Source organism: Dyadobacter luticola (assembly GCF_005860805.1).
Lineage (GTDB): Bacteria > Bacteroidota > Bacteroidia > Cytophagales > Spirosomataceae > Dyadobacter > Dyadobacter luticola.
In genome coordinates, this window is record NZ_VCEJ01000005.1 from 936,953 (window position 1) to 963,573 (window position 26,621).

Sequence of the window (26,621 nt, forward strand, 5' to 3'; positions counted from 1 at the left end):
TACAAACCAATTTCATTAACAGTTACTTTATGAAAAATAAGCTACTTCTCAGCCTCGCATTCCTTTTATTGACATTTGGATTTGCCCAGGCACAAGCCGATAGCACGGTCAGGATTTTTAAAAGCGGCATGGGGCTCTACGCAGAATTTGGGTTGCTGCCCAACAACAAAGTGATCCGGGAGCAACTTTCGAGATTGCAGATCAAACCTTTTACTTCTTTTATGGGCTCGCTCGTGCTGGCCCGTCGCACGGAATCGGAAAAATGGTTTTCGGAAGGAAGACTGATCCTGATGAACAGTACCAACTATACCACGGATAAGGACGAGAAAAAAGCCTATCTCAATGGTATAGGCATCGGTACCGACGGCGGGCCAAAGCTGGTCAACAGCGACCGGTGGAATGTTACAATTCCCATCGGTGTCGATTTGATGCTGTACCGGCTCAACATTAAAAGCAATGGAACGGCCACGATGGCGCAGGTAGTGAGCAATCCGTCGGCGTTTCAGGCGGTGCGGTTATATACCGGGAATGTCAACCTGCACGGAGGTATCGGGGTGGATTACAAAATGAATTTTATGCCAAAATTCAATGAAAAAGTTTACCTGAGCGCCAAAGCTACCTACCACCAGCCTTTGCTGGGAAAAAGAAAATGGAAGGGAGAAAATGTGACTGTCAGCGATTTGGGCAACCTGAAAGTAAACCAGGTTTATGTGCAGATCGGGCTGGTATTTTTTCCAAAAGCGGGAATGAAAAAATGGGGAGGGATGCATTGATCCCTCGCGCTACTTTTTCTGATAGCGCTCGTTCACTTTTTTATATAAATCGGCAGGTACCGGAGATTTGATTTCCGGTATTTGTGGTTTTGGGATTACCCAGTCAAGGTAACCTTTTGCCCAGGCGTAGGCCAGGCCAAAAATAAGGATCCCGATAAAAACGGTCATCTCTGCCATCGCAAACCAGCCCCACTGACCATTGGTTTGTTCGATTAGTTCTTCATTCCCAAAGACAATCGCCCAGGGAAACAAAAACAGCAGCTCCACCTCAAACAGCACAAATACCAGTGCTACAACGTAAAAGCGTACATTAAACTGAATGTTGGCATTCCCCAGCGGATCTTCACCGGACTCGTAAGTGGTGAGTTTCTCTTCATTCGGGTTGTCGGGACGCAGGAATTTTGCAACCGTTAACACCACGCCAAGTAATACCAGGCCGGCAATAACGAAAAGCAGAATGTACCCGAAGTCTGAGAGCATTGGTTGACTTGTTTCCTGCAAAACTAAGGATTAAGTCTGTTGAAATGCCTTAAAGAGTCGGAAAATCACGTGGACAATTCAGATTCGATTTGGCGTATTGAAGCTATAAGATAAAAATCAGATACTAAGAAGAATGGTGCGAATGCTCAGCCCGATCACCAGCACACCGACGATCAGCATTAAAGGCTTGCGTTTGATCTTCCCAACTAGCATCGCGCCAAAAGGAGCCGCAATCACACCGCCGACAATCAGTCCTAAAACCACCTGCCAGTTGCTGATACCATTAAAAAGCATGAAAGTAATCCCGCTCGAAAACGCCACGGCAAATTCGGCAGCATTCACCGAGCCGATGGTATACCTCGGGTCGCGGCCCTGACCGAGTAGCGTAGAAGTTACAATTGGCCCCCAGCCACCGCCACCGATCGAATCCAGAAATCCGCCCGCAGTGGCCAGCACGCTGATATTTTTCGTCTTGTTTTTCGTAATGTTTTTATGAAGCGCCTTGCGGATGATGATCACGCCGAGGATCAGCATGTAAAATGCGATAAAAGGTTTTATGAAATTCCCGTCGATCACGTCAGAGAGCAGGTATGCACCGACAATCGCGCCAATTACGCCGGGTATCAGCAGGCTTTTGAAGAGTTTTTTATTGATATTTTTAAACCGGAAATGTGAGATTGCAGAGGCGCCAGTGGTAAACATTTCGGCAAAATGGACACTCGCACTGCTGACGGCCGGAGTCACACCTAGCGACAGCAAAAAAGAATTCGACGTGACGCCATAAGCCATCCCCAAAGCACCGTCAACGAGCTGAGCGCCTAAGCCTACCAAAAGATACAGGAAAAAATCGCCTGTCAAAAAGCTGGTAACATCCTCACTATGAATTGCAATAGTACCATTTAAAATAAATATCCCCAGCAGCAAAACGATTGCAGCAGGAATAGCATACCAAAATGGCGACGCGGGCAATTTGAGGGAAAGGACCTTAGCAAGCATTGTTTCCGGTTTTAAATCACGAAGGTGACAAAACTACGAAAACTATTTAATCTACGTAATTAATAGATTATTAAAATTTGACCAACAAAATCGATTCCTACCAATTCTGCCCCCAAAAACTTTGCCCCTCAAAACCGCTTTCCACCAATAATGTCGCAGCTCGCAAACTTCGTTTTCCAGTATTGCAATAAAAAATAACCGTCTTACCAGCAGCGAAAGAATGCAAATGATCCGGAATCTCTGAAAGTGGGATGTTAACACCACCAAAACCATCAGCTTCAAATTCGTGCGGCTCGCGGACGTCGATGAGCTCGACTTTTTCGGGGTGGGCTTGTTGGAGGGATTCAAATGCTTCCCAGGAAATTTCGGATACCGATGGTTTTGGAGTTGGTTCTGGCTCTTGCACTTGAAAATTCGCAGCTGCTCCTGCATTTACAGATCTTGAAAACTGAAAAATCGAAGTTGTATTAGTCAGTGCATTGATCACTAATAATTTTCCCGAAAGTGGCTCGCCGATGCCGGTGATGACTTTAATTGCCTCGTTGGCCATGTAGGTTCCGATCATGCCGGGTAGAATTCCGATTACACCGGCTTCGGCGCAGTTATCTTCTTCGCTGAAATCCGGGAAAAGGCAGCGGTAAGTCGGGCCGTTTTGAAAGTTAAATACGGATACCTGGCCTTCGAACCTCAAAATTGAGCCGAAAACAAAAGGCTTGCCGAGCTTTATACAAAAATCATTGACGAGGTAGCGGGTGATAAAATTATCGGAGCCGTCGATGATCAGGTCGTAATTTTTCAGGATTGTTTCTGCATTTTCTTCTGATAACCTGACGGGGTAGGGAGTGATTTTTACGAAAGGATTTAATGCTGAAAGTTTTTCCGCGGCGGTAAGTGCCTTATTCTGACCAATATCTCCGGAAGTATAAAGAATTTGCCGGTGCAGATTGGTGATATCAACGAGGTCATCGTCTACGATCCCAATCGCGCCCACGCCGGCCGCCGCAAGATATTGCAAAACCGGACATCCCAGGCCACCCGCGCCGACTACCAGCACCTTGGCGGCCTTCAACTTTTCCTGACCCGACAAACCCATTTCCGGAAGAAGAATTTGCCTGCTATATCGTTTTCGCTCCTGCTTTTCCAGCATGGTGATTTTGGTTATCCTGACGAATCTATTAAATTATCGGGTAACTTTAACCCTGTTTATTAACCTGACAACGCCTGCATTACTTTGATGGATCTTATTATCAGAAGCGCCGCTCCCAAGGATCTGCCTTCTCTGCTCGACATTATCAATCATGCCATTCTGAATACCACCGCCATTTACGATTACGAACCCCGAACATTGGAGCAGCAGCAAGCCTGGCTGACCCAAATGTTCAACGATGGTATGCCTGTGATCGTTGCAGAGTTGGAAGGCGTTGTGATCGGTTATGGGTCGTACAACATTTTCCGCCCCAAAATCGGTTATAAATTCAGCGTCGAACATTCCATTTATCTCGACGAAAAATCGCGCGGGATGGGCGTGGGCGGGAAGCTGCTGGGAAGTTTGATCCAGCGTGCCAAGGAATCAGGCATCCACACCATGATTGGTGGAATCGATGCCGCCAACCGTGGCAGCATCGAGTTTCACAAAAAATACGGCTTTGTTGAAAAAGGCTACCTCAAAGAAGTAGGCTTCAAATTCGACCAGTGGCTTGATCTGGTTTTCATGCAGTTGCTTCTGGAAGAAGATTGAGGCGGGCCTAATGCGCCCGCCCGGTTTCCACATAAGTTTCCTCATCGCCCGTCGGCTTGCTTTGCCACCACGAGGCGAGGATTGATCCGGTAATGTTCATCAGCGGGCCGAAGATGGCGGGGGCCAGGCCCACAGTAGCCATTTTTCCCATTTCTTTGGCGATACCCGAAGCCAGGCCGCCATTTTGCATCCCTACTTCGATAGCGATCGTGCGGCAATCGCGCTCGCTCATTTTGAATAACCGTCCCGACCAGTAGCCGAGGGTATACCCCGATAAATTGTGGATCAAAACCAGCAGCAGCAATGTTGGGCCGATCGTCAGCAGGCTGTCGCGGCCGGCGGCGGTGATGATAACAATAATGAATGCAATCCCGCCCATTGAAATCAGCGGCATCGCAGCGTCGAGCCACTTCACTTTTCCGCTGAATAACTTATTGAAAACGAGCCCCGCGCCGATTGGAATAATTACCATTTTGACAATGTCCCACATCATGTGCAGCGTGTCGATTTTCACAAATGCACCAGCCAGGAAGCTCATTAATATCGGAGTTACCAGCGGCGCAAGCATGGTCGAAATGGCGGTGATCGTAATCGAAAGTGCCAGGTTTGCTTTGGCCAAATAAGAAATTACATTCGACGCCATACCATTGGGCGAGCAGCCGATCAGGATAATTCCGGCGGCTATTTCAGGTGGAAACCCACTCAGGTTAGCCAGTGTAAACCCAATGCTCGGCATGATGATAAAGTGGCTGAAAACGCCGATCAGCACACCTTTGGGCATTTTTACAACCCCCACAAAATCCCCGAAACTCATGGACGTGCCCATACCAAACATGATGATCTGGATCAGCGGCGTGATCAATGTCGACAATTTGAATTCGCCGACGGTCAGGAAATATTGAGGATAGTACAATGCGGTGGTCACTGCCGCAAAAATGACGGTGGTGTAGGTAAAACCTTTCAGTTTATCATAACCTCTGAAACTCACCGCCAGCGCTAAAAAGAAGCCGATAAAAAACGGCCCCGCCGCCGGCAAATTTCCACTCAATGCAAAGAAAAGTGCAGCGAGCAGGCACAATGCTGCCACGCCGGAAAGTATCTTGTAAATGTTCATAATCAATTGATTTACAAGATTACCAGGTACGTTTTTTCATATATTCATCCAGGTCCGCACGCTTCATCGGGATCTCGTTCGGATTTTTATCGAGCCATTTCAGGAAGTCGCTTTTCAATGTATCCGACCACTGGCTATCGATCTGGCCCGGTGTGTATTTGCCTTCTTTCAGCATTTGAATCCCGAATTTGTCACGCAATGCAATGAACTCGGCCGTCACTACCACTTTCTCTACCAAATGTGCCGGCACGAAAATGACGCCCTCTTTTTTAGCCAAAACCAAATCACCCGGCAGCACCACGGCACGTCCGATACGTATCGGAACATTTAAACCGGTTACTACTTCATCTTTCAGATAAGAAGGATCAAAGTCGCGGACGAATGCATTGAAACCCTCGATTTTAGACAAACCTTCCAGGTCACGCACAGAGGCGTCGAAAACCACACCATTTCCTGATTTGGCATAAATAGAATTCGCGAGATTATCACCGATCAATGTTCCTTCGGCGATTTTCCCAAAACCATCGGCCACGTACACGTCGCCTTTTGTGAGCATATCGATCGGCCAGGAGTTGGTATTTCCGATGCGGCCATTTCTGGCGCCGCGGTCTTTAATGTTCTTTTCAATGTCGGGGCGGGAAGGCATAAACTGCGCGGTGAGCGCGCGGCCGGCGATCACCACATCGCTGTGTACCATTTTCCAGTTTCCTTCAAACTGAGAATTATAACCTTCGTTTTTCATCACTACCCACGCCTCTTCAATGTTGATTTCCTTGGCGCGGCGCACCAGGTCGTCCGGAATTTTGGGGCGGCCGTCCGGAAATCTTTCGCCTTTCCACTCGGAGGTCAGAAAAGTTAGTTCTTCTTTGGAGATGGTTTGCGCACTGGCCGAGTGAAATCCGGTCAGAAGCGTTGCGGAAATAATGAGGGCATTCAGGAATTTTATTTTCATAAAAACAAAAATGATTAGCGGTCAGGATATGGGTGGATATGAAAAATTCGGGGTTTTATAGTGTTAAGACAAAAAAAGAGGGTTAATTCCTCACCCGGTGCAGGATTTTTTTTCAGGCCCAAAAATAAGATACGGATTGCAGGTTTGACGCCGCAATCCGTACCTGAACTGAGATTTTAAAAATTACTTATCCCACCAAACCATGCTCGAAAGCGTGTTGGTGCCGCCCTGGCGGGTCCGGGCCTCGTAAAAATTGTCACGATTATACTGCTCTTCCGAGTCTGGGATCACAAAACGCGTCGGGATTTTTCCGCCTGTCAGGTTGCCCGGATAGTTCGTCGGGGTCAGTTGTGGATAGCCTGTGCGACGCCAGTTGGAGAAGATCTCATATTCGTCTTCAAAAATAAGACTTACCCATTTTTGGGTACCGATCTGCTCCATTTTGTCAGCCAATGTACCCGCCGTTTTGAATGGGTTCGCTTTCAGATAAGCTGCGATTTTCGCGTCGGAAATCGATCCTGCACTACCGAACAAAGCCCACTGTTTCATCGCTGAGGTTACCGCGGTATTGTATTCCGCTTCCGCCGTCGTGGCAGTATACCAGCCTCTCAGGTTGGCTTCTGCCAATAAAAGATGCGTTTCAGCCGTCGTGAAAACCAGCAGCGGTGCGCTGTATTTCAGGATCGTAGCAGGATTTGGCTCCGAATACGTATTGAAATCGGCCGGCAAACTGTTGAATGCTGCATTCTGCATCCCTTTTTGCAAAGCCGTCGTCGTGTCAGCGGTGAAAGATTTGCCGTCCGCAGAAGGTATCCACACAATCGAAATCACATTCAGACGTGGATCTTTGGTTGTTTTCAGATAGTCGATCAATGTTTTGGCAAACTTACCGCCTTCCACATTGTCGCCGCCCGGGTTCACATAGTCCGTTCCCATCAAGCCCGCAGCAATGAAGTTACGGCTGGCTGTGATCGATCCGTCCACGTAAGCGATGGTTGCTATGTCAGAATCATTCAGGATTACGCCGCCAGCGATCGCTTTCTTCACCCAGGTTTCAGCCGAAGCAGGATCCACCTCCGTCAAACGCATACCCAAACGCATCATCAGCGAGTAACCGAATTTTTTCCATTTCGTCACATCACCGCCGTACATCAGGTCCGAGTTACCGAATGTGGCCTTGGTCGCATCAAAAGCTGCAATCGACTCGTCGATCTCTTTCAGCATATCCGCGTAGATCGACTGCTGGGTATCGTATTTTGGCGTAAAGTTCTTTTCACTGTAAGCCTTGCCTGCTTCTGAGTAAGGAATGTCACCGTAAAGGTCTGTCAGGCGGTGATACATATAAGCTTTCCAGATACGTGCCGCCGACAGCTTGTTCACGTCAGCCGGATTGGTACTTACCGCTTCAATGATCTGCTCCATATCGATTGCCGCGCCCTGGGTAGCAGGATCGGTGCCTCCGTACAGGTTCCAGCTTGCATTGGAATAGCTGTAATTGAAATATTTATCACCCGCCGCAGGTACCTCTTTATAAGTGGCAAAATGCTGCATCGAACCACCGATGGTCAGGTAAGCTGCGCCGGTGTAATTGTTGCTCACGGTGGCCAGCTGGGCCCTGGTGAAAAGAAAACCAGGCACAACTTCCACGGAAGCATTCGGGTTCACATTCATTTCCTCGAAGCCATTGTCGCAGGAGGCTATGAAGAAGGCCATCGGGGCCAGGCATAATAGCTTTAAGTATTTTTTCATCTTCACTGGATAGTTAATGATTAGAATTTCACTGACAGGTTCACACCAATGTTCCGGGTACGGGGCACACCGAACGCTTCCAGACCTTGTGCGTTACCGTTGGTGTAGCTCGACTCAGGATCGAAATAGTTGTTTCTCTTGTCTTTGTAAAGCAAAAGCAGGTTACGTCCCACCAGCGAAAGCGATGCCGATTGCAGCTTGGTACCCAGGATCGACATTTTGTTGACAGGCAGGTTATAGCTCAGGATCACCTGGCGCAGCTTCACGAAATCGTTGTTGAATGTGAAAATGCCTGTGTAGTTTTTGTCATTGTCATAGTAGGTATCAACATCTTTCTGTGCCCAGGTTTTGGTAAAAGGAGCACCCTCAGGCGTCACACCCGTCACAGTTACGCCGGTTTCACGACCAGGCAATGTTTCTTTTGGCAAACCAAAACGATACGCGTACTGGTACATGTTGGAATACACCACGCTTCCGAACTTACCATCCACGAGAATGTTCAGCGAGAAGTTTTTGTATTTAAAATTGTTGGTGATACCCATCGTCCATGGAGGTGTACCATTACCCAGTTTTTCGAGGTTACCGCGCACTGCATAGCCGCTGGAAGTATTGAAAACAGTGTTTCCGCTGGCATCTTTCAGTTTGTTATAACCCCAAACCTCACCATAAGTACCGCCTACCACGTTGTTGATCAAACCACCACCTACACCGGTTCCCACGCTCAAAGAAGGCAGGTTATCCGCCAGCTTGATGATCTTGCTTTTGTTGTAAGCCATGTTGTAGCTGATATCCCAGGTAAAATTGTTTTCCTTGATCGCCACGCCAGTCAGCAAAAGTTCAACACCCTTGTTGCTCAGCTCACCCACGTTCAGCAAGGCAGCTGTGTAACCCGATGAAACCGCAATGTTGCTTTGTACGATATCATTGGTTGTCTTCCGGTTGTACAAAGTCAGGTCAATACCCAGGCGGCTTTGCATGAATTTCGCTTCGATACCTCCTTCGTAAGTGGTAGAAGTAAGCGGTTTCAAATCCGTGTTAGGCATGATTGATGACGAAAGCTGCTGCACCGGGCGACCATTGTGACCACCCACGGCCATCGCATAGCTTTGGTAGATTTGGTAAGGCACTACGTTGGCACCACCCACCTGCGCCCAGGAAGCGCGGACTTTTGCAAAACTTACAGAAGAAGGCAGTCTGAATGCTTCGGAAAGAATGAAAGAACCACCCACAGCAGGATAGAAAATGCTGTTGCTCTTGCTGTTCAACACCGAAAACCAATCCTGGCGACCAGAAACAGTCAGGTAAGCAAATCCCTTGTAACCCAAATCCAGCGAACCGAACAGCGAGTTGATGCCGCTCTTATTATAAGTAGGTACAACCGCCGAGGTAGCGAGGTTGGTAAAGCTGTAAAAACCCGGAATCGTAAATTCCGCTCCGTTGAATGCAGTCTGGTCGTAAACGCTGCGCTGCATGTTACCACCTGCCAGTGCTGAAAGGTTGAAGTTATCCGAGAAATCTTTCGAGTAGTTCAATGTGAGCATTCCGTTGGTTTCCGAAGAAGTTACCTTCTTGGCTTCGTAGGTGCCCAGCGGCTGATACGCATTGCTGGTCGGTACGATAAATTCATAGTTGAAGTTGTAGTAATCCTGGCTCACGCTTCCTTTGACAAAGAAGTTTTCCAGAATGTCGTATTTAATGTTAGCCTGGCCCAGGAAGCGGTTTTTACGGTCCTCGTTTTTGAATTTATTAATTACAAAATAAGGGTTCGGCGCAGCGGGTACCGGGTTCCATTCTACTTCTTTTCCGGTGGTTGCATCGTATCCCGGCGAGAGGCTTCTGATATCTACTGTATTGGCGATCAGGTAAGTAGCCCAGTGTGGGTTGTAATCTGCATAACCTACTTTCGGACGGTTGTGGCCGTTTTCAATGTTGTATTGGACCACCGTTTCAATGCTCAGCTTTTTACCCAGCTGCGCATTTAGGTTCAGGTTGGCGATCCTTCTGTTGAAGGAAGAATTAGGCACAATGCTATTTGAGCTCGTATTGTTCAAACCAAAACGAAAATTGATCACCTCGGTACCGCCGGTAAATGAAAGTGAGTTGACGTAGTTGGTACCAGTCCGGTAAAAGTTTTTCAGATTGTCTTTCTGAGGAGAATAGGGACGCATCTGACCATCAAACTGGATCACCTGCGAGCCGTCCATTCTGGCTCCGTAAGACAAACGTCCTGAGCTTTTCGCTTCCGTCTGGGTAGTTGGTTTCACCCCATCCACACCTTGTCCGAATTCATATTGCCAGTCGGGAATGATAGAAAGGTTATCGACCGAGAAGTTACCATTGTACTCCACACCAATACCCTTTTGCGCGCGTCCTTTTTTGGTCGTGATCAAAATCACACCGTTTGAGGCACGTGCACCATAAAGCGCCGCAGCCGGGCCGCCTTTCAAAACAGAGATCGATTCAATGTCATCCGGGTTGATACCACCGATACCGTCACCGCGGTCGGTGTTGTTACCGTTACCGTCCGAAGCATTGCCGCCACCCGGTACGCTATTATCCATCGGCATACCATTAATTACATACAAAGGCTGGTTGTTACCACCCAAAGATCCATTTCCCCGGATAATGATACGGCTCGATCCGCCAGGTCCGGTAGACATACCGGTCGCATTCACACCGGCGATTTTACCCGTCAATGCATTCGCCACGTTGTTTTCGCGCGCTTGTGTAAACTCGCTCCCTTTTACTTCCGTCACGGCATAGGCTAGTGCTTTTTTCTCTTTGGAAATACCCAAAGCCGTTACAACTACCTCATTCAAAGCTTTCGCTTCCGGTGCCAGCTGCACGCTTAGATCGGTTTGATTTCCTACTGTAATTTCCTGAGAAGTATAGCCTACAAAGCTGAAAACCAATACGGTAGTAGCTACTTCCGCATCCGGGATGTCCAGTGTATATTTTCCATCCGTATCAGTGGAAGTCCCACGCTGGGTACCTTTTGCAAGTACACTCACGCCAGGCAAACCTGCGCCGGTTTCGTCAGTTACTTTTCCGGTAACATTACGTTTCGGGGCTACTTTGCTGGCCGGGGCATCTTCCTGCACAGGTGCCTGCTCGCGGCGGAGGATAATGCGGTCCTGCACCACTTCGTAAGTCACTTTATAAGGAGTCAGGATTTTATTCAAAACCTCCGAGAGCGCCTCTTCCTGGAATTTGTAGGTTGATTTCTGATTACTGAAAATCTGCGGGTTGTACATGAATTTTACTTTCGCAGCACTTTCAATTTTCTCCAAAGCCTTGTCGATATCAGCATTGGAAATCCGCAATGTCACTTTTTGTTCTAAAACTCTTTGTCCGCGCACGTCTTTGGCATACACGATGGTGCCGAGGGCGAGGGAGAGCAGGGCTTGATACAGCGTAATGCGCATGATTTTCTGTAAAGCATGGTGAAATTGTACTGGTTTTGACATAATTTTGATTTTGTCGGTTTTAAATCTGGCATAAAGAAATCCCTTGGCGCCCAGTGCGCCACGTTGCGAAACAAACTTGGGGGAGATTAATCGGGTCGGTGATGTTGCAGCATCATCGACTTTTTCACTTCAGGTATTCAGTAATCGTATATCATCATAGGCGTCAGCGGAACATTATTTATGTTTTGGAGAAAGGATTTCGTTTCAAAAGCAACCTTTGCTGCTCACAATGATGCTGGCATCCATCTGCTCGTACTCAGCACCAATCGTGCGGCAGATCAGGTTTATTTTTTCAAAAAGCGGTTCGTCAGACAGTGACGCCGTCAGGTAGCAATTCTGCATTACCTCGGCATCAAAAATGATCTTTACGCCATAGGACTTTTCAAGCGTCTCAAAAACTTCTGTGATCGGCGTGCCCTTAAAGTCGAAAGACTGACGCTGGATGGGCAGTTCGAGCAATTTTGGATCGGGTACCAAGCTGCGGGTGAGCCGGAGCTCGCCGGCCACGTAGGTAATCTGCTGGTTTGGCGTGAGCACCATGCCCGCCAGCTTGTCGTCGGCATGCTGCGTTTCCAGCGCTTCTTTGGTCATCGGGAACACCGAAACCTTTCCGGTTTTCACCACCACCTTCACCTCGCGCTCCTCGTCAAAGGCACTTACTTTAAAGCTGGTACCCAAAACTTTCGTCGCCAAAGTCCTTGCGTATACATAGAAGGGTTTGTCAGGATTTTTGGCCACTTCGAAGAATGCCTCACCATTTAAAAACACCTCGCGTTTGCCGCTTTCAAATTTTTTAGGATAGGTAATGCGGCTTGCAGGCTGTAATAAAACCGAGCTGCCATCTTCCAGAATGATCAGTTTTGCCTTGTCCGACGTGTTTTTTTCTTCCACCAGCGGCTCATTGATCTGGCTCAAAATCGCCTTATACTGGTCCGACTGCTGCTGCGAAGTAGTTTGCTTGTTAAACCACCAACCCGCAAAGATCAGCAGCAAAACCGAAGCCGCCATGTGGTACCAATTTGGTTTAAACCACATCCAGATCGACGATTTCTGCGCTTTTTTCTCACCGATGGCATGCGAAAGCCGGTAAATTTCATTGGCCACTTCCTCATCCGAAATCTGGTCGAAACCCTCCTCGGTCACCGCCAGAAAATCCTTCGCTTTGTTGACTACATCGGTTTTATCCGGATTCAATTCTAGCCATTCGAGCCATAATGCTTCCTGCACCGGATCATTAAATAAGATCCATTTCCTGAAAGAAGTATCAGCAGCGAGCTCCTCCGGAAGAAAATTGCGGTAATTCGGCATATCTGGCAAATAAAAGAAGGCTAATTTTTATAAGGATGCACATTGATTGCGGCAATACTCTTTTTCCGAAAATATTTTTTCGAAATTTTTTTCCAGCCCCGCGCCACCTTCGCCGATGGTTAACCCATAACTGCCGATGGTTCAACGGATTCTTCCTGAACCAAACTATTCCGTTGGTTTGGGGACGTAAAATTTCCCAGGCTATCAAGAATTACTAAAACCGTAAAGAAGTAAATGTTCACCTCCATCAGAAGACTCGTCACACTGGTCCTATTCAGCCACCAGCTGCATCTACTTGAAATTGAAATGGTTTTCCTGAAAACCTGGAAACTGGCCCTGGTCATCATCATGGCATTACTGCTGCACAGTTGCTCCCTTCAACTGGAACGCACGACAACGGTTTACGGGACGATTACGGATGAAAATGGGCAGCCGGTGGATAGTATCATGGTATTAGTTCAGGGTGCGAGATTCCTAAAACACGAGCCGCTTTTCACTTTATACGACACATTTCATGAAGCATTTAGTTCTGGAAGCGAAAGGAGAGGACCAGCAAGTGAATGTGCAGAATTTGCCAGCTGGCATCTATATGTTAAAAGTCAGCCTGGAAAACGGCACCGAGCAAAGCCGGACTTTCGTGAAACGGTGATTTAAGGTATTTTTTAGTTAGAAACAAAATTATTAAAACATGTATTTCACATTACAAATATCGCAGGGTGACGAGTCTTTAATTGGTACATTTCCGGAAATTGCTGAGGTGGTAACTCAGGGAACGACAGTTGAAGAAGTGATGATGAATTCACTTGACGCGCTCGATTTATTTTTGCAAAACTTTTTGAAGTCCGAGCTAATGAAAAATCTCTCGGAAGACAATACACCTATCCACCCTACGATTTCTACTCGGACATTAGAGTTTTGCCTGGTGTTTACCAGCAGATACGATTTAATTTTAAATCAAAAACAACAGGATAATTGGTACGAAATATGGGTTGATGAAAGCCACACTAAGCCCTATATCCTGCTTCTGCAGCCTGTCAATAATTTATTTGAAATTACAGATCCTTCGCAAGAAAATAGAAAGGTTTTTGAAAGTTGTTCTTATGAAGAAGCACGAATATGGCTTTTGGAAGATGAATTTATTTGTTTTGGACGAAAGCAGACAAATGATTAATACTCTTGAGGAAAAATTGAGTATAACCAATTTTAGACGAAATTGAAAAAAGTCATGACAATCATGCTAATCCAATGCATCTGCGTCTTCAAAGACGTAATCCCCTTAAACAACAAATTCGCCACCGACTGCCGGTTGACCTGCATCAGATCTGCGATTTGTTCGTTGTCCATGCCTTCAAAATATTTCAGGAAGATGGCTTCTTTCTGGCGGCGGGGGAGTTCTTCCAGCGCCGATCTTACTTTTACCTGATTTTCTGTAAAAACTTCCCGTCTTTCGATTTCCGTTTCGATTGTCTGGTAGTCCGAGATTTGGTCTACATCGTCAATGTCCAGCAAAGCCTGGGACGCATTGTTCCGGCGAAATTCCTGCATCAGCTGGTTACGCAGCGCGCGGAGGAAATAAATGGTAACAAATTGAATGTTAATGCTCTCGCGCTTTTCCCAAATGTGGATCAGTAGCTCCTGAATAGAATCTTTGACAAATTCCCGATCCGAAGTAAACTGCGAAGCGTAGTTGAAAAGCGTGCGGTATTGCTTGTCGGCGAGCTGGCAAAATGCCAGACTGTCCCCTGCCTGCGACTGATGCCACAGGTCCAGCAGGACGATGTTCTCCTCAGCGATACGTTGTCTTTTGTTCAAATTTGGTACGGTAAGACAACAAAGTAAGGGTTTATCGCTGAATTTTAAAATATAAGAATGACTTAATTTTTTTATTTAAAATTATCTGCCGGAATAATCAGTTACTGCAAAATAATCATCGGAAAGGTGACAAAAACAAAGCCTTGCCTGTGATGAAACCGGCAAGGCTTTGAATAACAGATATTTGATACTAGATATAAGCGATGCAGTCAATTTCGATCAGCGAGTCGCCCGGAATGCCTTTTACGGCAACCGTCGTACGTACCGGTGGTTTTTTACCAAAACGACCTTTGTACACTTCGTTCATCGTCGCCCAGTCTTCGATTTTGTCAAGATAAACATTCACTTTCAATACTTTATCCATCGAAGAACCTGCTTTTTTCAATTCTTCTTCAATCGAATCCAACACAATTTTGGTATGCGATTTCACGTCTCCCGGAACGTGCGCGCCCTTTCCGGCGATAAAAACCATATTATTAAAAATGGTATGTCCAGCAAACAACGGGATATCCTGAATCATTTCCACGCTGCCACTTTCGTGTGATGCGGGTGCGGCAACTACCTCAGCAGGAGCGGCTGCGACTTTGGAAGCTGCACCGATACCGGCGATACCTGCCACGGAGGCGAACAGTTTTTTGATAATCGATCTTCTTTCGGATTTCATATTGGTTTAATTAAGATGGATATTAAATAGTCACTATGATTTTCTTTTTTTGCTCTTCTTCGCCATTTTTTCGTTGGCCGGAAGGGTGATTTTCCAGATACTTCCGCCTGCTTTGTTCCCGCCCTGCTTGCCGCCGTACTCGATTACGTACAAGGTATTTCCCACCAGTAATGCGTCTGTCGGCGACGTAAAGTTGTCGATCATTCGCGTGGTTTTCATTTTATAATTGTCCGACGCCTTGTCGTACGTCATTTCCAGGTGCAGCATATCCCTGCCTTCTCTCCGCAATCTGCTCGGGTTTGCCACGCCATTTCTCGGGCCGCCGGCGTACCGGATCACAAAACCATCGCCGGTCAGATCTTTGCCCAATTCATTATTGGTATCGAAGAAAAGTCCCAGCGGCGAAGCATGTGCATTGAATGTTCCCACTGCCACGCCAGTTGAATCTCCGTCGAAAACTTGGCCTGTTGCTTTGTCGCGATACTCGTTTGCATCAGGTCCCATATTCTGCACCGAGGGCGTGAATGTAACGCCTGCGGGCCGTTTTGGGAAATCCGGATCATTGTGAAAATATTTCATTAGCATCGCGAAAGCAAATTTGCTGAGGAAAGGATCCTTCTCGGGATCGGCCTGAAAGTCGGGATATTGCTGCGGGTTATCGATGCCGCCCATCACCCAGGGGAAACCGTAATGATGGCCTTGCCGCACCCAGAACATATCCTCAGGATGGTCATAATCGCCGGAATTGGAAACGGCAAACAAATTTCCTTTACCGTCAAAAGCCATATCATACGCATTTCGGATACCTTCGGCATAGAGATAACCGTCGGCTTTCAGCTTGGCGGTATCGGTCGTTAACAGCAAATCTTTTGAATTGATCGGAAACCGGAAAATATTAGAAGTCAATGCATTATCGCGTGCATTGGGATACTCGCCGCCATTGTCCTGCACTTCGCCGTGATCGGTCCTTGCGCCGGTGTTGACAAAAATATATTTTCCATCAGGACTGATTTCCAGCGCATTCCAGCCGTGGTCGAAGGTGGTTTTGTTCGCGCCGTATTCCTCGGTATTAAATACTACTGTCATCTCCGGCTTATCGGTCCCGTTTTTCAATTCATACCGCACCATCCGGCCTTTGTTGCCTTTGTTGTTATTCACACTCACATTACCCGCCAGAAAAAGCGTGTTACCATGAAATATCGCCCCCTGCAAGCGCGGGATGCCGTGGTCTTCCACAGAGAGGATTTTTTTGCTCGTTGGCTTTCCGTCCACCATTTCGATTTTGATCACATCACCAAAAAAAGTGGTGTAATACATATCGCCAGTGGCCGGATTCCGGATGATCCGCACCGCCTCAGGCTCTACTTTCATGTACTCCTCGATCACAATGTCATCGCGCAGCGCGACAGGCGTTTTCGTCACAACTTCCTGTCTCTGGGCCGTGACATGCATGGAAATCCCGAGCAGCAGCACGGAACATCCGGTTTTTAGTAAGCTTTTAAAATGTTGCATTTTTATAAAACAGGTTCAGGATTTACTCGGTTTTGCCCAGCTTGCGAACGTATGCCACGAGCTGCCAGCGCTGCTCATCGGTAAACACATCCTTAAACGCGGGCATGTTTCCCCGGCCGGTGGTTATTTTCCAGAACACCGAGCCATCACTTTGTGATTTGACCAATGTATCATGAAAATTGGCAGGTTTCTGGCCCAGCGCTCCGCCCGCGGCACCATCGCCGTAGCCGCCTTCACCATGGCAGGCGGCGCAGTATAGTGTAAAAAGCTCCTCGCCCTGCGCCAGCGTGAGGGGTTCTTCATGAAAAGGACTTTTGAGCGTATCGGCCCAGGCAGGTGCTTTCCAGGGGTCTTGTGTGGTAAAATGGTTTGTACTTTTAGATGAAAACCCTGCAAGGCCCGCACCGGAAATAATGAATGTAATCGCGGCTAGAACTGAATTGCTGCGCATTGAATGTTTCAGAAATGGTGAATGTATGGGAGTTGCCATTCTCCCTCCAACCTTTTAAAGGAATACTCAATTGCCGGAGAGTAATATCCACTTAAACAGGGTTGGAGGGAGAAAAGCTTTATTTCAAACTATCGAGAGCAGCCCGCGCCTTGGACACTTCCAGGACACTTACCGGACCGGCATTGTTACCGTAGCTGCTCCGGATGTGCGTCAGTACCTCGGAGATTTCTTCATCCTTTAAAAAACTGTGCTGGGGCATCACATTATTGTACGATTGTCCCTTTACATCGATCGGACCTTCCAGACCTTTCAACAAAACATTGATCAGTCGGGTCTTATCGCCAGTAACCCACTCGGAGCCACCCAGGGGTGGGAATCGTTGCGAGTCGCCCATACCATTGCGCTGGTGGCAGGCGCTGCAATACACGCCATACACTTTTCCACCCGCCACCGGCTCGTCTTTATCCAGGTTATCTTTTACAAAATCAGGCGTGCGAATGTGCGTCAGCGATTTTCTTTTTTCCTGCGAAGCGAGTGCTGCTTTGCCAAATTTCTTTTTATTACCCTTATAAGTCACTTTCCAGATTTTTCCTTTTTCTGTCTCCGCAATGTAAATCGAACCATCCGGTCCCATCGCGATGCCCATCGGCCGGTAAACCGCGTCGCTCACATTCACGATCGGATCTACGCCGGCAAAACCATCGGCAAAAATCTCGTAAGGCCCTGAGGGTTGTCCGCCTTTAAAAGGTACAAACCCAATAAAGTAGCTCGACTGCGGGTAAGGCGCGCGGTTGGTCGATCCGTGGAATGCGATGAATGAACCGTTTTTATAATGTTCGGGAAACTGGTTGCCCTGGTAAAAAAGCAGATCATTAGGCGCCCAGTGCCCAGGAAAACCGATCAAAGGTTTTTCATACTGGCCACAATCGCCCACGATTTTACCATCGCCACCATACTCCGGGTTCAAGAGTTTTTTACCTTGCATTTGATCGTAATAACAATACGGCCACCCGGCGTGCGTACCTTCTTTGATCCGTAAAAATTCTTCCGAAGGCAGCATGGCACTTTCCCAGCCATTATAAAGCTGCGGCCAGAGACGCAACAGATCGTCGCGGCCGTGCTGCAAGGCATATAAATTGTTATCCGCAAAATTCCAGTCCATGCCCACAATGCTGCGCAAACCAGTAGCAAATTTCACACCGTCTTTCTGGTGCTGGCCTGTTTTATTGGCATCAAACTTCCAGATACCCCCGTGGTCTTCCAGGATCGGGCAGGGGTTCATCCCCGGCGAGCCCGGCGTGCGGTTATCCACCTGGCAGCAGTTGGAATTTGCCCCGAAAGGCACATATATAAAACCTTTGTCGTCGAATGTTACTGGCTTGGCAATGTGCTCGTGCATGCCGTGCGGGTGGTCGTCGGTCAAAATCACTTCCTCCTGGCTCGTCGGGACCAGCTCGCCAGGCGTCAGTTTATACCGGTATACCACAAGCTCCGAGCTGAAATACAGGTAACCCTTGTAAATACGCATCGCAGTACCATAAGCCCGCTCGCGTGCCTGCCCGCCAAAACGTTTGATAATGTCCGCGCGCCCGTCACCATTGGTATCCCGCAGCGCAATCACCGATTCATCTTTCCCGGCAAACCGCGCTTTTACGTAAATATCCCCATTATCATTCACCGCAATATGCCGCGCCCGCCCCGGCAAGCTGTCCACCACCACCGTAGCCTCAAAGCCCTCGGGCAGGAATAACCCGCCGTTTTTGGTATTAAAAGGTTTGTCATCCTGATCGAATCGCGTAAATCCCAGCGCAAAGAGGGTCAAAAGCGCCACGGACCATTTTAATGTTTTTTTGTTCATGGGTTTAGGGGGCATTAGTTACTTCAAATAAATCGGCGTTGTAATTCCATTCAAGTCATAGACAATCCTCCCGCCCATGATGGTCAGCTCACATTCCAGCTTTTCCTTGCCTTCCACCTTATATCCGGTTTTGTCATAAAAGCCAAAGTTGCCCTTCCGCATAGAAAACACCGCCACGTCCGCAATCGCATTTTCCGAAATATGGCCGAGCTGCTCGCGGTGAATCACTTTTGCCGGTTCCCAGGTACTCGCTTTGATGATTGACGGCATATCCATCCCCATGTTATAAAACTTGGACATAATGCTCAGCATATCTTTCATCGAACCATTCATGCTGCCGGTATGCAGGTCGGTACTGATGGTATTGGGATAAAATCCTGCTTTTAATGCCGGTATCGCCTGCGAATAATTGAAGCTTGCGCCGCCGTAACCTACGTCGAAAATGATCCCTTTTTTGCGTGCTTCCAGCGTAAACGGTTTCACTTTTCCCGTCGCTTCGTCCACGATTGTCTCGCGCACATTGTTTTCCAGCAAAGTATAAGCATGCGTGAAAATGTCGCCGGGACGTAAATGTTTCATGAATAAATCTTCCAGCGGCAGGGGAGGCGTGCTTCCTCCAAAATCGACCATCACCGGCATATTCGCCAGCTTGCCCGCTTTTACCGCATTGTCCACCGGCGTCCAGTCGTGCCCCATGAAGTGCGCCACTTTGAAACCCACCACATCATTTTTGTTTTTCAAAGCCACTGCCGCTGCCAGTCCGGGATCCATGTCACTGGTGTCCTGCTCGATCTGCCCGCCGCTCATGCCTTTTCCGACAATGTTCATGAAGGATAACACCCGCGTTTTGGAGTGAAAAATGACATTGTTTTTAAAATCATCAAAATTCGTCCAGCCCGCGCCGCCTGCATCCACAATCGTCGTCACGCCTACCCGAAATGTAAAACCATCCGGCGGCAAAGCGGTGAAGCTATTGCTCAGATAATGATTGACTTCCGTACCAAAAAACACGTGGCCGTGAATGTCGATCAACCCCGGTGTCACATACATTCCTTTGGCATTCACCACTTGGCGGGCTTCTTTCGGGTCAATATCCTTAGCTACTTTTTTAATTTTCCCTTCAAAAATCCCGACATCCATCACCGCGTTGATGTTGTTCTTCGGATCGATGACGGTGCCGCCTTTGATCAGGATGCTGTAAGTCTGCGCGAAAGTTTGCAGACTCACCAGCATCATCAGCAGCAGGTATTTATATTTCATTTTCAAAATAAAATGGGTTTAGGTCAATGCACTAAATTAAACAACTGCCTTTGAAAGCTCCTCTTTCAAGCGGCTCGCCACGATTTTTTCCTCACCGCTTTTTAGCATCCAGGCCGTAATCGTCAGCGAGTTGTTCTCAGCAGGCATGATCTCGATAGAAGGATCTCCCTTGCGCAGGTTTTCCTGTAGAAGCTTCACAGGGAGGCTTACTTTCGCCGGGTCCCAGGATACTTTCAATGTCGGGGTATGGTTACCCAGTTCAGGCACAGTTACTTCCGTTTTCACGCCAGCTACGCTTTTAGCAGCATTGCTGATCATTGTAATGCGGTCTTCCCAGGTTTTCCACTCCTTCTTGTGGTCCATTTTTACAAAATTATCCAGCGCCACATACATACCCAGGATTTCCTCCTTATTCACTTTCATCCCGCGTCCGATGGTCGATCCGCGTGGCGGCATGCTCAGTCTTGCCGCTTCGATCAGATGTTTTTTACCCATCAGAATACCCGCGCTCTGTGGCCCGCGCATCGCTTTTCCACCTGATACACACACCAGGTCAAAGCCCATATCATTGAACTTCCAGAGGTTTTCAACTGGCGGCACGTCCGCAGCCATGTCGATCATCGTCGGGATACCATTCTTCTTCGCGATCTCGAGAAACTCTTTGTGCCCCACCTGACCTTTATCCGACTGAATGTTCAAAAACCAAAGCATTGCCGTTTTTTCGTTGATCGCTTTTTGCAATTCCTCGGCAGTTTCCACCTGGATAATCTTGCAGCCTGCGTTAGTCAATGCATGCGAGTAGCCAATGTTATGCCCTTTCTGGATGATCACTTCCGACTTCATCCCGGTACCTTCCAGATGCGGCAACGCTTCCACTTTTTTCGTGTCCATGCCGGTCAGTACGCCAGCCAGTCCCAATGTTAGAGCTGAGAAACAGCCCGCCGTCACCACAGCCGCTTCCGCGTGGCAGATCGCCGCGATTTTCTCGCCCACTTTCGTCTGCACTTCGTCCAGCATCATAAAATCTTTCGCCGCGCCCTGGATCGTCTCCACCACTTCGTCCTGCATCAGCGAGCCGGTCATCATCGTGTAAGTACCCGCTGCATTGATGAATGTGCGGATGCCCAGTTCTTTGGCAATGTTACGCGCCGCGCCTTTGGCTACCATCGCCGTCGGGGTAAGGGAATTCTGGCCTAAAAATCCGCCTAAAAGAGGAAAAGCAGACAAATGTTTGATTAAATCTCTACGGTTTATCATAATGGTCAAAGGGCTTAAAATGGGTTGAAATATTGTTGTTCATTACAAAAATAAGGATGCAGGAAATATGTTCTGATACTCTTTTCGTAAGATTATTTTTTCAAAACTGCCAAAAACAAAAAATATACTTTGGTTATTTATCGATTTGAAATCTGTTTTATTTTGCTCAATCCACATCCCACCAGATGGGGGTAGCGGCGCTATCTTTTCCTCCCAAATAGGCCGCTACCGCTGCTCGCACAGCCTCTCCGCTGGAATTGGTGACGGCTGAGGGATACGTCAGCCGCCGGATAAAAGTACCCGCCGGAAGGTCCGGGTTTTTGCTGATCGCAACCGGGTACAATTTCGGATACCCTGTCCGCCTGAACTCCGACCACGCCTCGGTTCCTTCGGGGTACAATGCAATCCATTTTTGGGTAATGATCTTTTCCAGTTTCGTTTCAAAAGCTTCCGCCTCGTACCATTTTGCCGTGATCTGCGTCATCGCCGGCAGGTTATTAGCCGTATTTTTTGGATCGGTATAAGGGATTTGCGTCGTGTTTCCCTCCAGATATTCATCCGCGCCGCTTACATTATTCGCCTTAAATGATGCCCGGACGCCCGCTTCGTAAAAATCTTTGGCAGTACCTCCCATATTCCACCCTCTTAAAGCACCTTCCGCTTTGAGAAAATAACTTTCCGCCACATCAATCTGCTTCACCGCCGTCGTAGTCGAAACATTCGGCAAGGAATAATACTGGTATCTCGCTTTATCCGGCCGCTCAGAGCCAGCGCGGATGCCTTTCACCTGTCCGGCAGCATCTTTGTCAGTCGCTGCCAGTGCGTACACCGGCAGGCGCGGGTCCGCGAAACCTTTCAAAAATGTCTCGATCGAAGCCGAAAGCCGTGTATCCGACCAGGCATTCGCCATGGTATAATAAGGATTGGTGGTAGTAGGCGTGACTGAAAATCCGATGTCAGAAAGCAACCCGCCACTGGCTGGGTCAACTGCTTTTTCGGCCTCTGTTTTCGCCAAATCCGGTTTTACTTTTGAAATCCGGATCGCCAGCCGCAGTTTTAAGGTATTCGCCAGTTTGATCCAGTTGGTATATTCCCCGCTCAGCGAGGATTTGTCCCACTTGGCAAAACGCGTTTTGTCTGCATTCGGATTAGCTTTTTCCGCCGCTTTCAAATAACCTACCGCTTTATCCAGATCAGCAAAAAAAGCATCATAAGCCTCTTCCTCAGAATCAAATGTAACCTGCGCGGCAGTACCATATTGGGTATAAGGATATGGGCCGAATGTATCTACTAACCGATGCGCACCCGCGACTTTAATGATCAGCGAAATCGCGTACAGGTCGGGATATTTGGTTTCATAACCCTTTTTCCACATTTGCAGCCACTGGTCCATGATATTCTGGGTGGAAGTATTCCAGGCCGCATTGTTCCAGCCGTCCACCATAAAATAGGTCGTGGTGTTTTCATTATTCAAAAATGGCGTCGGAGTTTCCAGGTAACCGGCGTACGATTCTGCCTGTAAATTCTGCTGCGTTTGTACCGCCGTCGTAGTGGCCACAATGCGGTTCATCATTAATGGTAATAGAATCCCGCCTTCGTTGGCGTCCTGCACCAGGTCTTCGTCCGTGATCAGCTTTCCGTCCTGGTTCAATGTCTGCATATAATCTGTGCAGGCGGAAGAAATCCAGAGCAAGCCGCAGATTACGAGCCAATTAAACTTGTTTAGTCCAGATTTGGAATTCCGCGGAGATATGTTCTTTGGCTCGCTCATCAGAATGTTGCTCTAACTGTGAAACCATAAGACCGCGTCGCCGGAATGCTGAAACCTTCGATGCCCTGCATACCATTGGCGGTGGTAATGCTTACTTCCGGGTCGAAAGGGGCGTCTTTGTAAAAGAAAAACAGGTTGCGGCTGATAAACGAAACCGTGATGTCTTTTATGGCTTTTGAGAATTTTGGCAAAGAGTAGCTAAGCGCCAGCTCGCGCATCCGCACATTCGTAGCACTGAACATATATTCCTCAGCCGCCGCGGCCACGTCGCCTTTTCCTGAAATGTAGTTGTAGTAAGTCTCTGCCGGGATTGTTTTTCCATTCACCGTAACCCCGCCCGCATCCCGAGCGTCCCCTGATCTTTTAGATAAACCTTTGAAATCCAGCCACTGCTCGGTCATCGAAGCGATTTTTCCACCAAACCGGCCGTCGACTAAAAAGGATAATGTCGCGTTTTTATATTTGAACTGGTTATTGAAACCCATCAGAAACTTGGGATTTGCATTACCCAGATATTGGTCCGTACCCGAAGAAAGCAGTGGCAGGCCGGTGGTTTCATTATACTTAATATGCCCGTTTTCGTCGCGCTGATAAGTTTTTCCAAACAAATCCCCGTAGGAGCCATAAGCCCTGCCCCCGAGATTGGCAATACCGGGACGCGTCAGAAACAACTGTAACATTCTAGTACTGCCGCCGGCCTGCAGCACAAACCAGTCGGATTTCAACAAGCTGCTCAGTTCACGGATCTGATTGACATTTCTTGAAAAATTCACCCCGGGCGTCCAGGTAACTCCACCAAAATCAGCTTTATAACTTATTGTACCTTCAAAACCCTTGTTCCGGATCGTGCCGCCGTTTATCCAGAAATTCGCCGCGCCTGCGCCTGCCGGGGCCTGGATCTGGAAGACCTGGTCGAAGGTCGTAGCATTGTAGTAGGTCAGGTTCACATTCAATTTATCCTTGAAAAACCGCAGCTCGGTCCCAAATTCCCAGGAGCGCGTCCTTTCCGGCTTCAAACTCGTGGTATCACTGCCGCTAAAAAACGGCAATGTGCCGCGCCCGATCACATTTTCATCATTCGAAAGCGCATAAGGCGGCGACCAGTTGGAAACGCCAAAAGGCAGCGCATTGCCTACCTCGGCGTACGAACCTCTCAGTTTGGCAAAAGAAAGGATTTCATTGGGATTCAAATGTTCCGTCAAAACATAGGATAACCCCACGGACGGATAAAAAAACGACTGGTTCACCGTCGAAGACCATTCCTTCCGGGCAGTCAAATCGAGGAAATAAGTTTCTTTATAACCCACTGTCGCCGTGGCAAATAATGCTTGTGATAAACGTTTTTGCAGGCTTTCGGTTGCATTAAAAAATCCCTGACCATTCAGGCTTTGCAGGGCATAAGCCGAGAAAAAGTTGGGAAAAGACAAGGTATTCGTGGCGCCGCTGTTACCCACATTCAGGTCATAAAAAGTATTCTGCGTATTGCTGAAACCCAATGTGGCCGAAGCGAAAAAATCCTTCCCGAGGGTTTTGGTACCACTTAGAAGGATGTCGGAATAAAGTTGGTCGGTGTTGGTCAGGTTCTTTCGGTAGCCGCCGTTGATGCCGACCAGCGTCGGGTCGGAGGATGCATACTGCCGGAGCTCGTAACTGTCCTGCACTTTATCATACGTGGCGCGGCCCTGCAAACTAAGCCAATCCGTCAGTTTCCATTTGGCCGAAAAAGCGTAGATCGTGCGGTTTCGGAACTGGTCGGTCTGGTTGCGGTTGGCGAGCCAGTACGGGTTTTGGTTCGAGCTGGCTTCGTTTTTAATGTAAGGCCAGTTCTGCACGTTCATCAGCCGCGAGGGGTCCCATTTTTCGAAGTTGCTGCCGCTATATTTAGAAAAATCATCACCCGTCGGGAAGAGGTATAAGCTAAAAATCGGGCTGAAATAAAACCCCGCCATCGGCCGGTTGTACACTTTCTGCTCCACATAATTCACCGAAGCGTCCAGCGAAAGTTTGTTTTTAAAAAGCGTCGTGGTGCCCCGCAGGTTAATGTTATGCCTTTTATAATCGTTCTGCGGCACGATTCCATTTGCTTTGGTATTGGCATAAGACAAATAAAACTGCCCGATATCATTCCCGTTCGTGACCGAAATGCTGTTGACAAATGTCCGCCCCGTATCAAAAAACGATTTCAAATGTTTGTCGCTGCCATTCGTGATCGCCGGTCCCCAGCTATCATTCACCGCCGTATTGGAAACACCGCCATAACCTTGCCCATACTTGGTCTGGACATGCGGCAGCGCGATCGGGTTTTCGAAACTGGCATTGGAAGAAAAATTGACCGAGGCGAAACCCTTGCGGCCTTTTTTAGTGGTGATCAAAATCACGCCGTTTGCGGCCTGGCTACCGTATAATGCTGCGGCTGAGGCGCCTTTTAGAATGCTCAGGTTTTCAATGTCCTCGGGATTGAGGTTGGAAATAGCGTCCCCGGCGTCGCGCGTATCGAACAAAGAATTGCCCTGCGTGCCGTTTGCATTGTTCATCGGGATGCCGTCGATGACGTACAGCGGCTGGTTGTTGCCGGTGATGGATTTATTCCCGCGCAGCAAAATCCGGGAAGACGATCCCGGCCCGCCGGTACCTTTTGTGATCACCACGCCCGCCGCTTTTCCTGCTAGCGAGTTGATCATATTCGGGTCTTTCACGCGGATCAGCTCCTCGCCGCCCACATTTTGCTGGGCGTAAGTGACACTCTTCGCATCTTTTTCAATACCGAGCGCCGTCACGACTACTTCACTGAGCTGCTTCACATCGTCCAGCAGCATCAGGTCGATCGCCGACCGGCCGTTGACGGTAACTTCCTGCGTGATATAGCCGATAGAAGAAAAAATCAGCACTGCATTTTCGTCCGGCACATTAAGGGCAAACCGACCTTCCAGATCCGTGGTGGTGCCCTGGGAAGTGCCTTTTATTGAAATGTTCGTGCCCGGGACCCCGCTGCCTTTGGCGTCTTTCACGGATCCTTTCACTTCCAGCGGAGCAGTTTCGGTAGTTACCTGGGCAGGCATAACACTCGCCGCCGCCTGTCTCACTACCGCGGTTTTGTTGTTAATAATAATGTTGTTGTTGATCTGTGTATAGCCCAGTCCGGTGCCTGCCAGAATATTTTCCAGCACATCCTTTACCGATGTATTTTGCAGGGAGACAGACACTTTTTTCTTGGTATTAATGCGTTCAATGCTGGTAATAAACCTGAAATCGCTCTTTTTCTCGATCGCGATAAATGCTTTTTGCAGGGATACGTCTTTGAGATAAATCGTAATCCTGACCTCCTCGATACTGCACCCCGAACCTGGCCAGGCCATGCAAAAACCCGCTTGAAAAAACAGGAACACTACCAGAACAAGCCGCTCCCAATGCCGGTTAAAACAATGTGACGACCGTTCCGGTAATGCTCTCATCATAGGT

The 26,621-nt window shown here is 48.1% G+C and carries 21 protein-coding genes; 4 read left to right on the plus strand and 17 right to left on the minus strand.

The window, feature by feature from the left end; translation table 11 throughout:
• Positions 1–29: 29 nt before the first annotated feature.
• Entirely contained in the window at positions 30–773 is a 744-nt protein-coding gene (locus tag FEN17_RS23035; RefSeq protein ID WP_138367723.1) for a hypothetical protein, read from the plus strand.
• A gap of 9 nt (positions 774–782) precedes the next feature.
• Here FEN17_RS23035 and FEN17_RS23040 read toward each other — a convergent pair whose 3' ends face one another.
• The 3 genes from FEN17_RS23040 to moeB all read right to left on the minus strand — a co-directional run bounded on the left by FEN17_RS23040 (position 783) and on the right by moeB (position 3,396).
• Positions 783–1,253, minus strand: a complete 471-nt coding sequence (locus FEN17_RS23040) for an NADH-quinone oxidoreductase subunit A (RefSeq protein ID WP_138367724.1) — start codon at positions 1,251–1,253, stop codon at positions 783–785.
• A gap of 117 nt (positions 1,254–1,370) precedes the next feature.
• On the minus strand, positions 1,371–2,249 hold the full coding sequence (locus tag FEN17_RS23045; RefSeq protein ID WP_138367725.1) for a sulfite exporter TauE/SafE family protein: 879 nt from the start codon (positions 2,247–2,249) through the stop codon (positions 1,371–1,373).
• 97 nt (positions 2,250–2,346) lie between these two features.
• A complete protein-coding gene (gene moeB, locus FEN17_RS23050) occupies positions 2,347–3,396 on the minus strand; it encodes a HesA/MoeB/ThiF family protein (protein ID WP_138367726.1) in 1,050 nt (349 codons plus the stop codon).
• Positions 3,397–3,483: 87 nt separating this feature from the next.
• Between moeB and FEN17_RS23055 the strand changes: the two genes are divergently transcribed.
• Entirely contained in the window at positions 3,484–3,987 is a 504-nt protein-coding gene (locus FEN17_RS23055) for a GNAT family N-acetyltransferase (protein WP_138367727.1), read from the plus strand.
• 7 nt (positions 3,988–3,994) lie between these two features.
• Here FEN17_RS23055 and FEN17_RS23060 read toward each other — a convergent pair whose 3' ends face one another.
• From FEN17_RS23060 to FEN17_RS23080, 5 genes are all read right to left on the minus strand, one after another.
• The gene (locus FEN17_RS23060; protein WP_138367728.1) at positions 3,995–5,101 is read right to left on the minus strand and encodes a bile acid:sodium symporter family protein; all 1,107 of its coding nucleotides are present in this window, start codon (positions 5,099–5,101) and stop codon (positions 3,995–3,997) included.
• Between the two features lie 19 nt (positions 5,102–5,120).
• Positions 5,121–6,053, minus strand: a complete 933-nt coding sequence (locus FEN17_RS23065; protein WP_138367729.1) for an RraA family protein — start codon at positions 6,051–6,053, stop codon at positions 5,121–5,123.
• Between the two features lie 183 nt (positions 6,054–6,236).
• The gene (locus FEN17_RS23070; RefSeq protein WP_138367730.1) at positions 6,237–7,802 is read right to left on the minus strand and encodes a SusD/RagB family nutrient-binding outer membrane lipoprotein; all 1,566 of its coding nucleotides are present in this window, start codon (positions 7,800–7,802) and stop codon (positions 6,237–6,239) included.
• 20 nt (positions 7,803–7,822) lie between these two features.
• Positions 7,823–11,269: a SusC/RagA family TonB-linked outer membrane protein gene (locus FEN17_RS23075; RefSeq protein ID WP_138367731.1), complete on the minus strand. Its 3,447-nt coding sequence runs from the start codon at positions 11,267–11,269 to the stop codon at positions 7,823–7,825.
• A 204-nt stretch (positions 11,270–11,473) separates the two neighbouring features.
• Positions 11,474–12,577, minus strand: coding sequence for a FecR family protein (locus tag FEN17_RS23080; protein WP_138367732.1), 1,104 nt, complete (start codon positions 12,575–12,577; stop codon positions 11,474–11,476).
• A 234-nt stretch (positions 12,578–12,811) separates the two neighbouring features.
• Between FEN17_RS23080 and FEN17_RS28055 the strand changes: the two genes are divergently transcribed.
• Together FEN17_RS28055 and FEN17_RS23090 are read left to right on the plus strand one after the other, a co-directional pair.
• Complete coding sequence (locus FEN17_RS28055; protein WP_229208960.1) at positions 12,812–13,231, plus strand: hypothetical protein; 420 nt, start codon at positions 12,812–12,814, stop codon at positions 13,229–13,231.
• Positions 13,232–13,265: 34 nt separating this feature from the next.
• Complete coding sequence (locus FEN17_RS23090) at positions 13,266–13,748, plus strand: type II toxin-antitoxin system HicB family antitoxin (protein WP_138367734.1); 483 nt, start codon at positions 13,266–13,268, stop codon at positions 13,746–13,748.
• Between the two features lie 32 nt (positions 13,749–13,780).
• Here FEN17_RS23090 and FEN17_RS23095 read toward each other — a convergent pair whose 3' ends face one another.
• The 9 genes from FEN17_RS23095 to FEN17_RS23135 form a co-directional block, all read right to left on the minus strand.
• A complete protein-coding gene (locus FEN17_RS23095; protein WP_138367735.1) occupies positions 13,781–14,389 on the minus strand; it encodes an RNA polymerase sigma factor in 609 nt (202 codons plus the stop codon).
• A 190-nt stretch (positions 14,390–14,579) separates the two neighbouring features.
• A complete protein-coding gene (locus FEN17_RS23100) occupies positions 14,580–15,053 on the minus strand; it encodes a RidA family protein (RefSeq protein WP_138367736.1) in 474 nt (157 codons plus the stop codon).
• 33 nt (positions 15,054–15,086) lie between these two features.
• Positions 15,087–16,565 carry a PQQ-dependent sugar dehydrogenase gene (locus FEN17_RS23105; protein WP_138367737.1) on the minus strand — a complete coding sequence of 493 codons (1,479 nt, stop codon included), beginning with the start codon at positions 16,563–16,565 and terminating at the stop codon, positions 15,087–15,089.
• Between the two features lie 22 nt (positions 16,566–16,587).
• Complete coding sequence (locus FEN17_RS23110; protein ID WP_138367923.1) at positions 16,588–17,016, minus strand: c-type cytochrome; 429 nt, start codon at positions 17,014–17,016, stop codon at positions 16,588–16,590.
• A gap of 118 nt (positions 17,017–17,134) precedes the next feature.
• A complete protein-coding gene (locus tag FEN17_RS23115) occupies positions 17,135–18,874 on the minus strand; it encodes a PQQ-dependent sugar dehydrogenase (RefSeq protein ID WP_138367738.1) in 1,740 nt (579 codons plus the stop codon).
• Positions 18,875–18,892: 18 nt separating this feature from the next.
• Positions 18,893–20,134: an amidohydrolase/deacetylase family metallohydrolase gene (locus FEN17_RS23120; protein ID WP_138367739.1), complete on the minus strand. Its 1,242-nt coding sequence runs from the start codon at positions 20,132–20,134 to the stop codon at positions 18,893–18,895.
• A gap of 36 nt (positions 20,135–20,170) precedes the next feature.
• Positions 20,171–21,391 carry an aminotransferase class V-fold PLP-dependent enzyme gene (locus FEN17_RS23125; RefSeq protein ID WP_138367740.1) on the minus strand — a complete coding sequence of 407 codons (1,221 nt, stop codon included), beginning with the start codon at positions 21,389–21,391 and terminating at the stop codon, positions 20,171–20,173.
• Positions 21,392–21,557: 166 nt separating this feature from the next.
• Positions 21,558–23,162, minus strand: coding sequence for a SusD/RagB family nutrient-binding outer membrane lipoprotein (locus tag FEN17_RS23130; RefSeq protein ID WP_138367741.1), 1,605 nt, complete (start codon positions 23,160–23,162; stop codon positions 21,558–21,560).
• The gene (locus FEN17_RS23135) at positions 23,162–26,617 is read right to left on the minus strand and encodes a SusC/RagA family TonB-linked outer membrane protein (protein WP_138367742.1); all 3,456 of its coding nucleotides are present in this window, start codon (positions 26,615–26,617) and stop codon (positions 23,162–23,164) included. The genes FEN17_RS23130 and FEN17_RS23135 overlap by 1 nt, the downstream gene beginning before the upstream one ends.
• Positions 26,618–26,621: the final 4 nt, after the last annotated feature.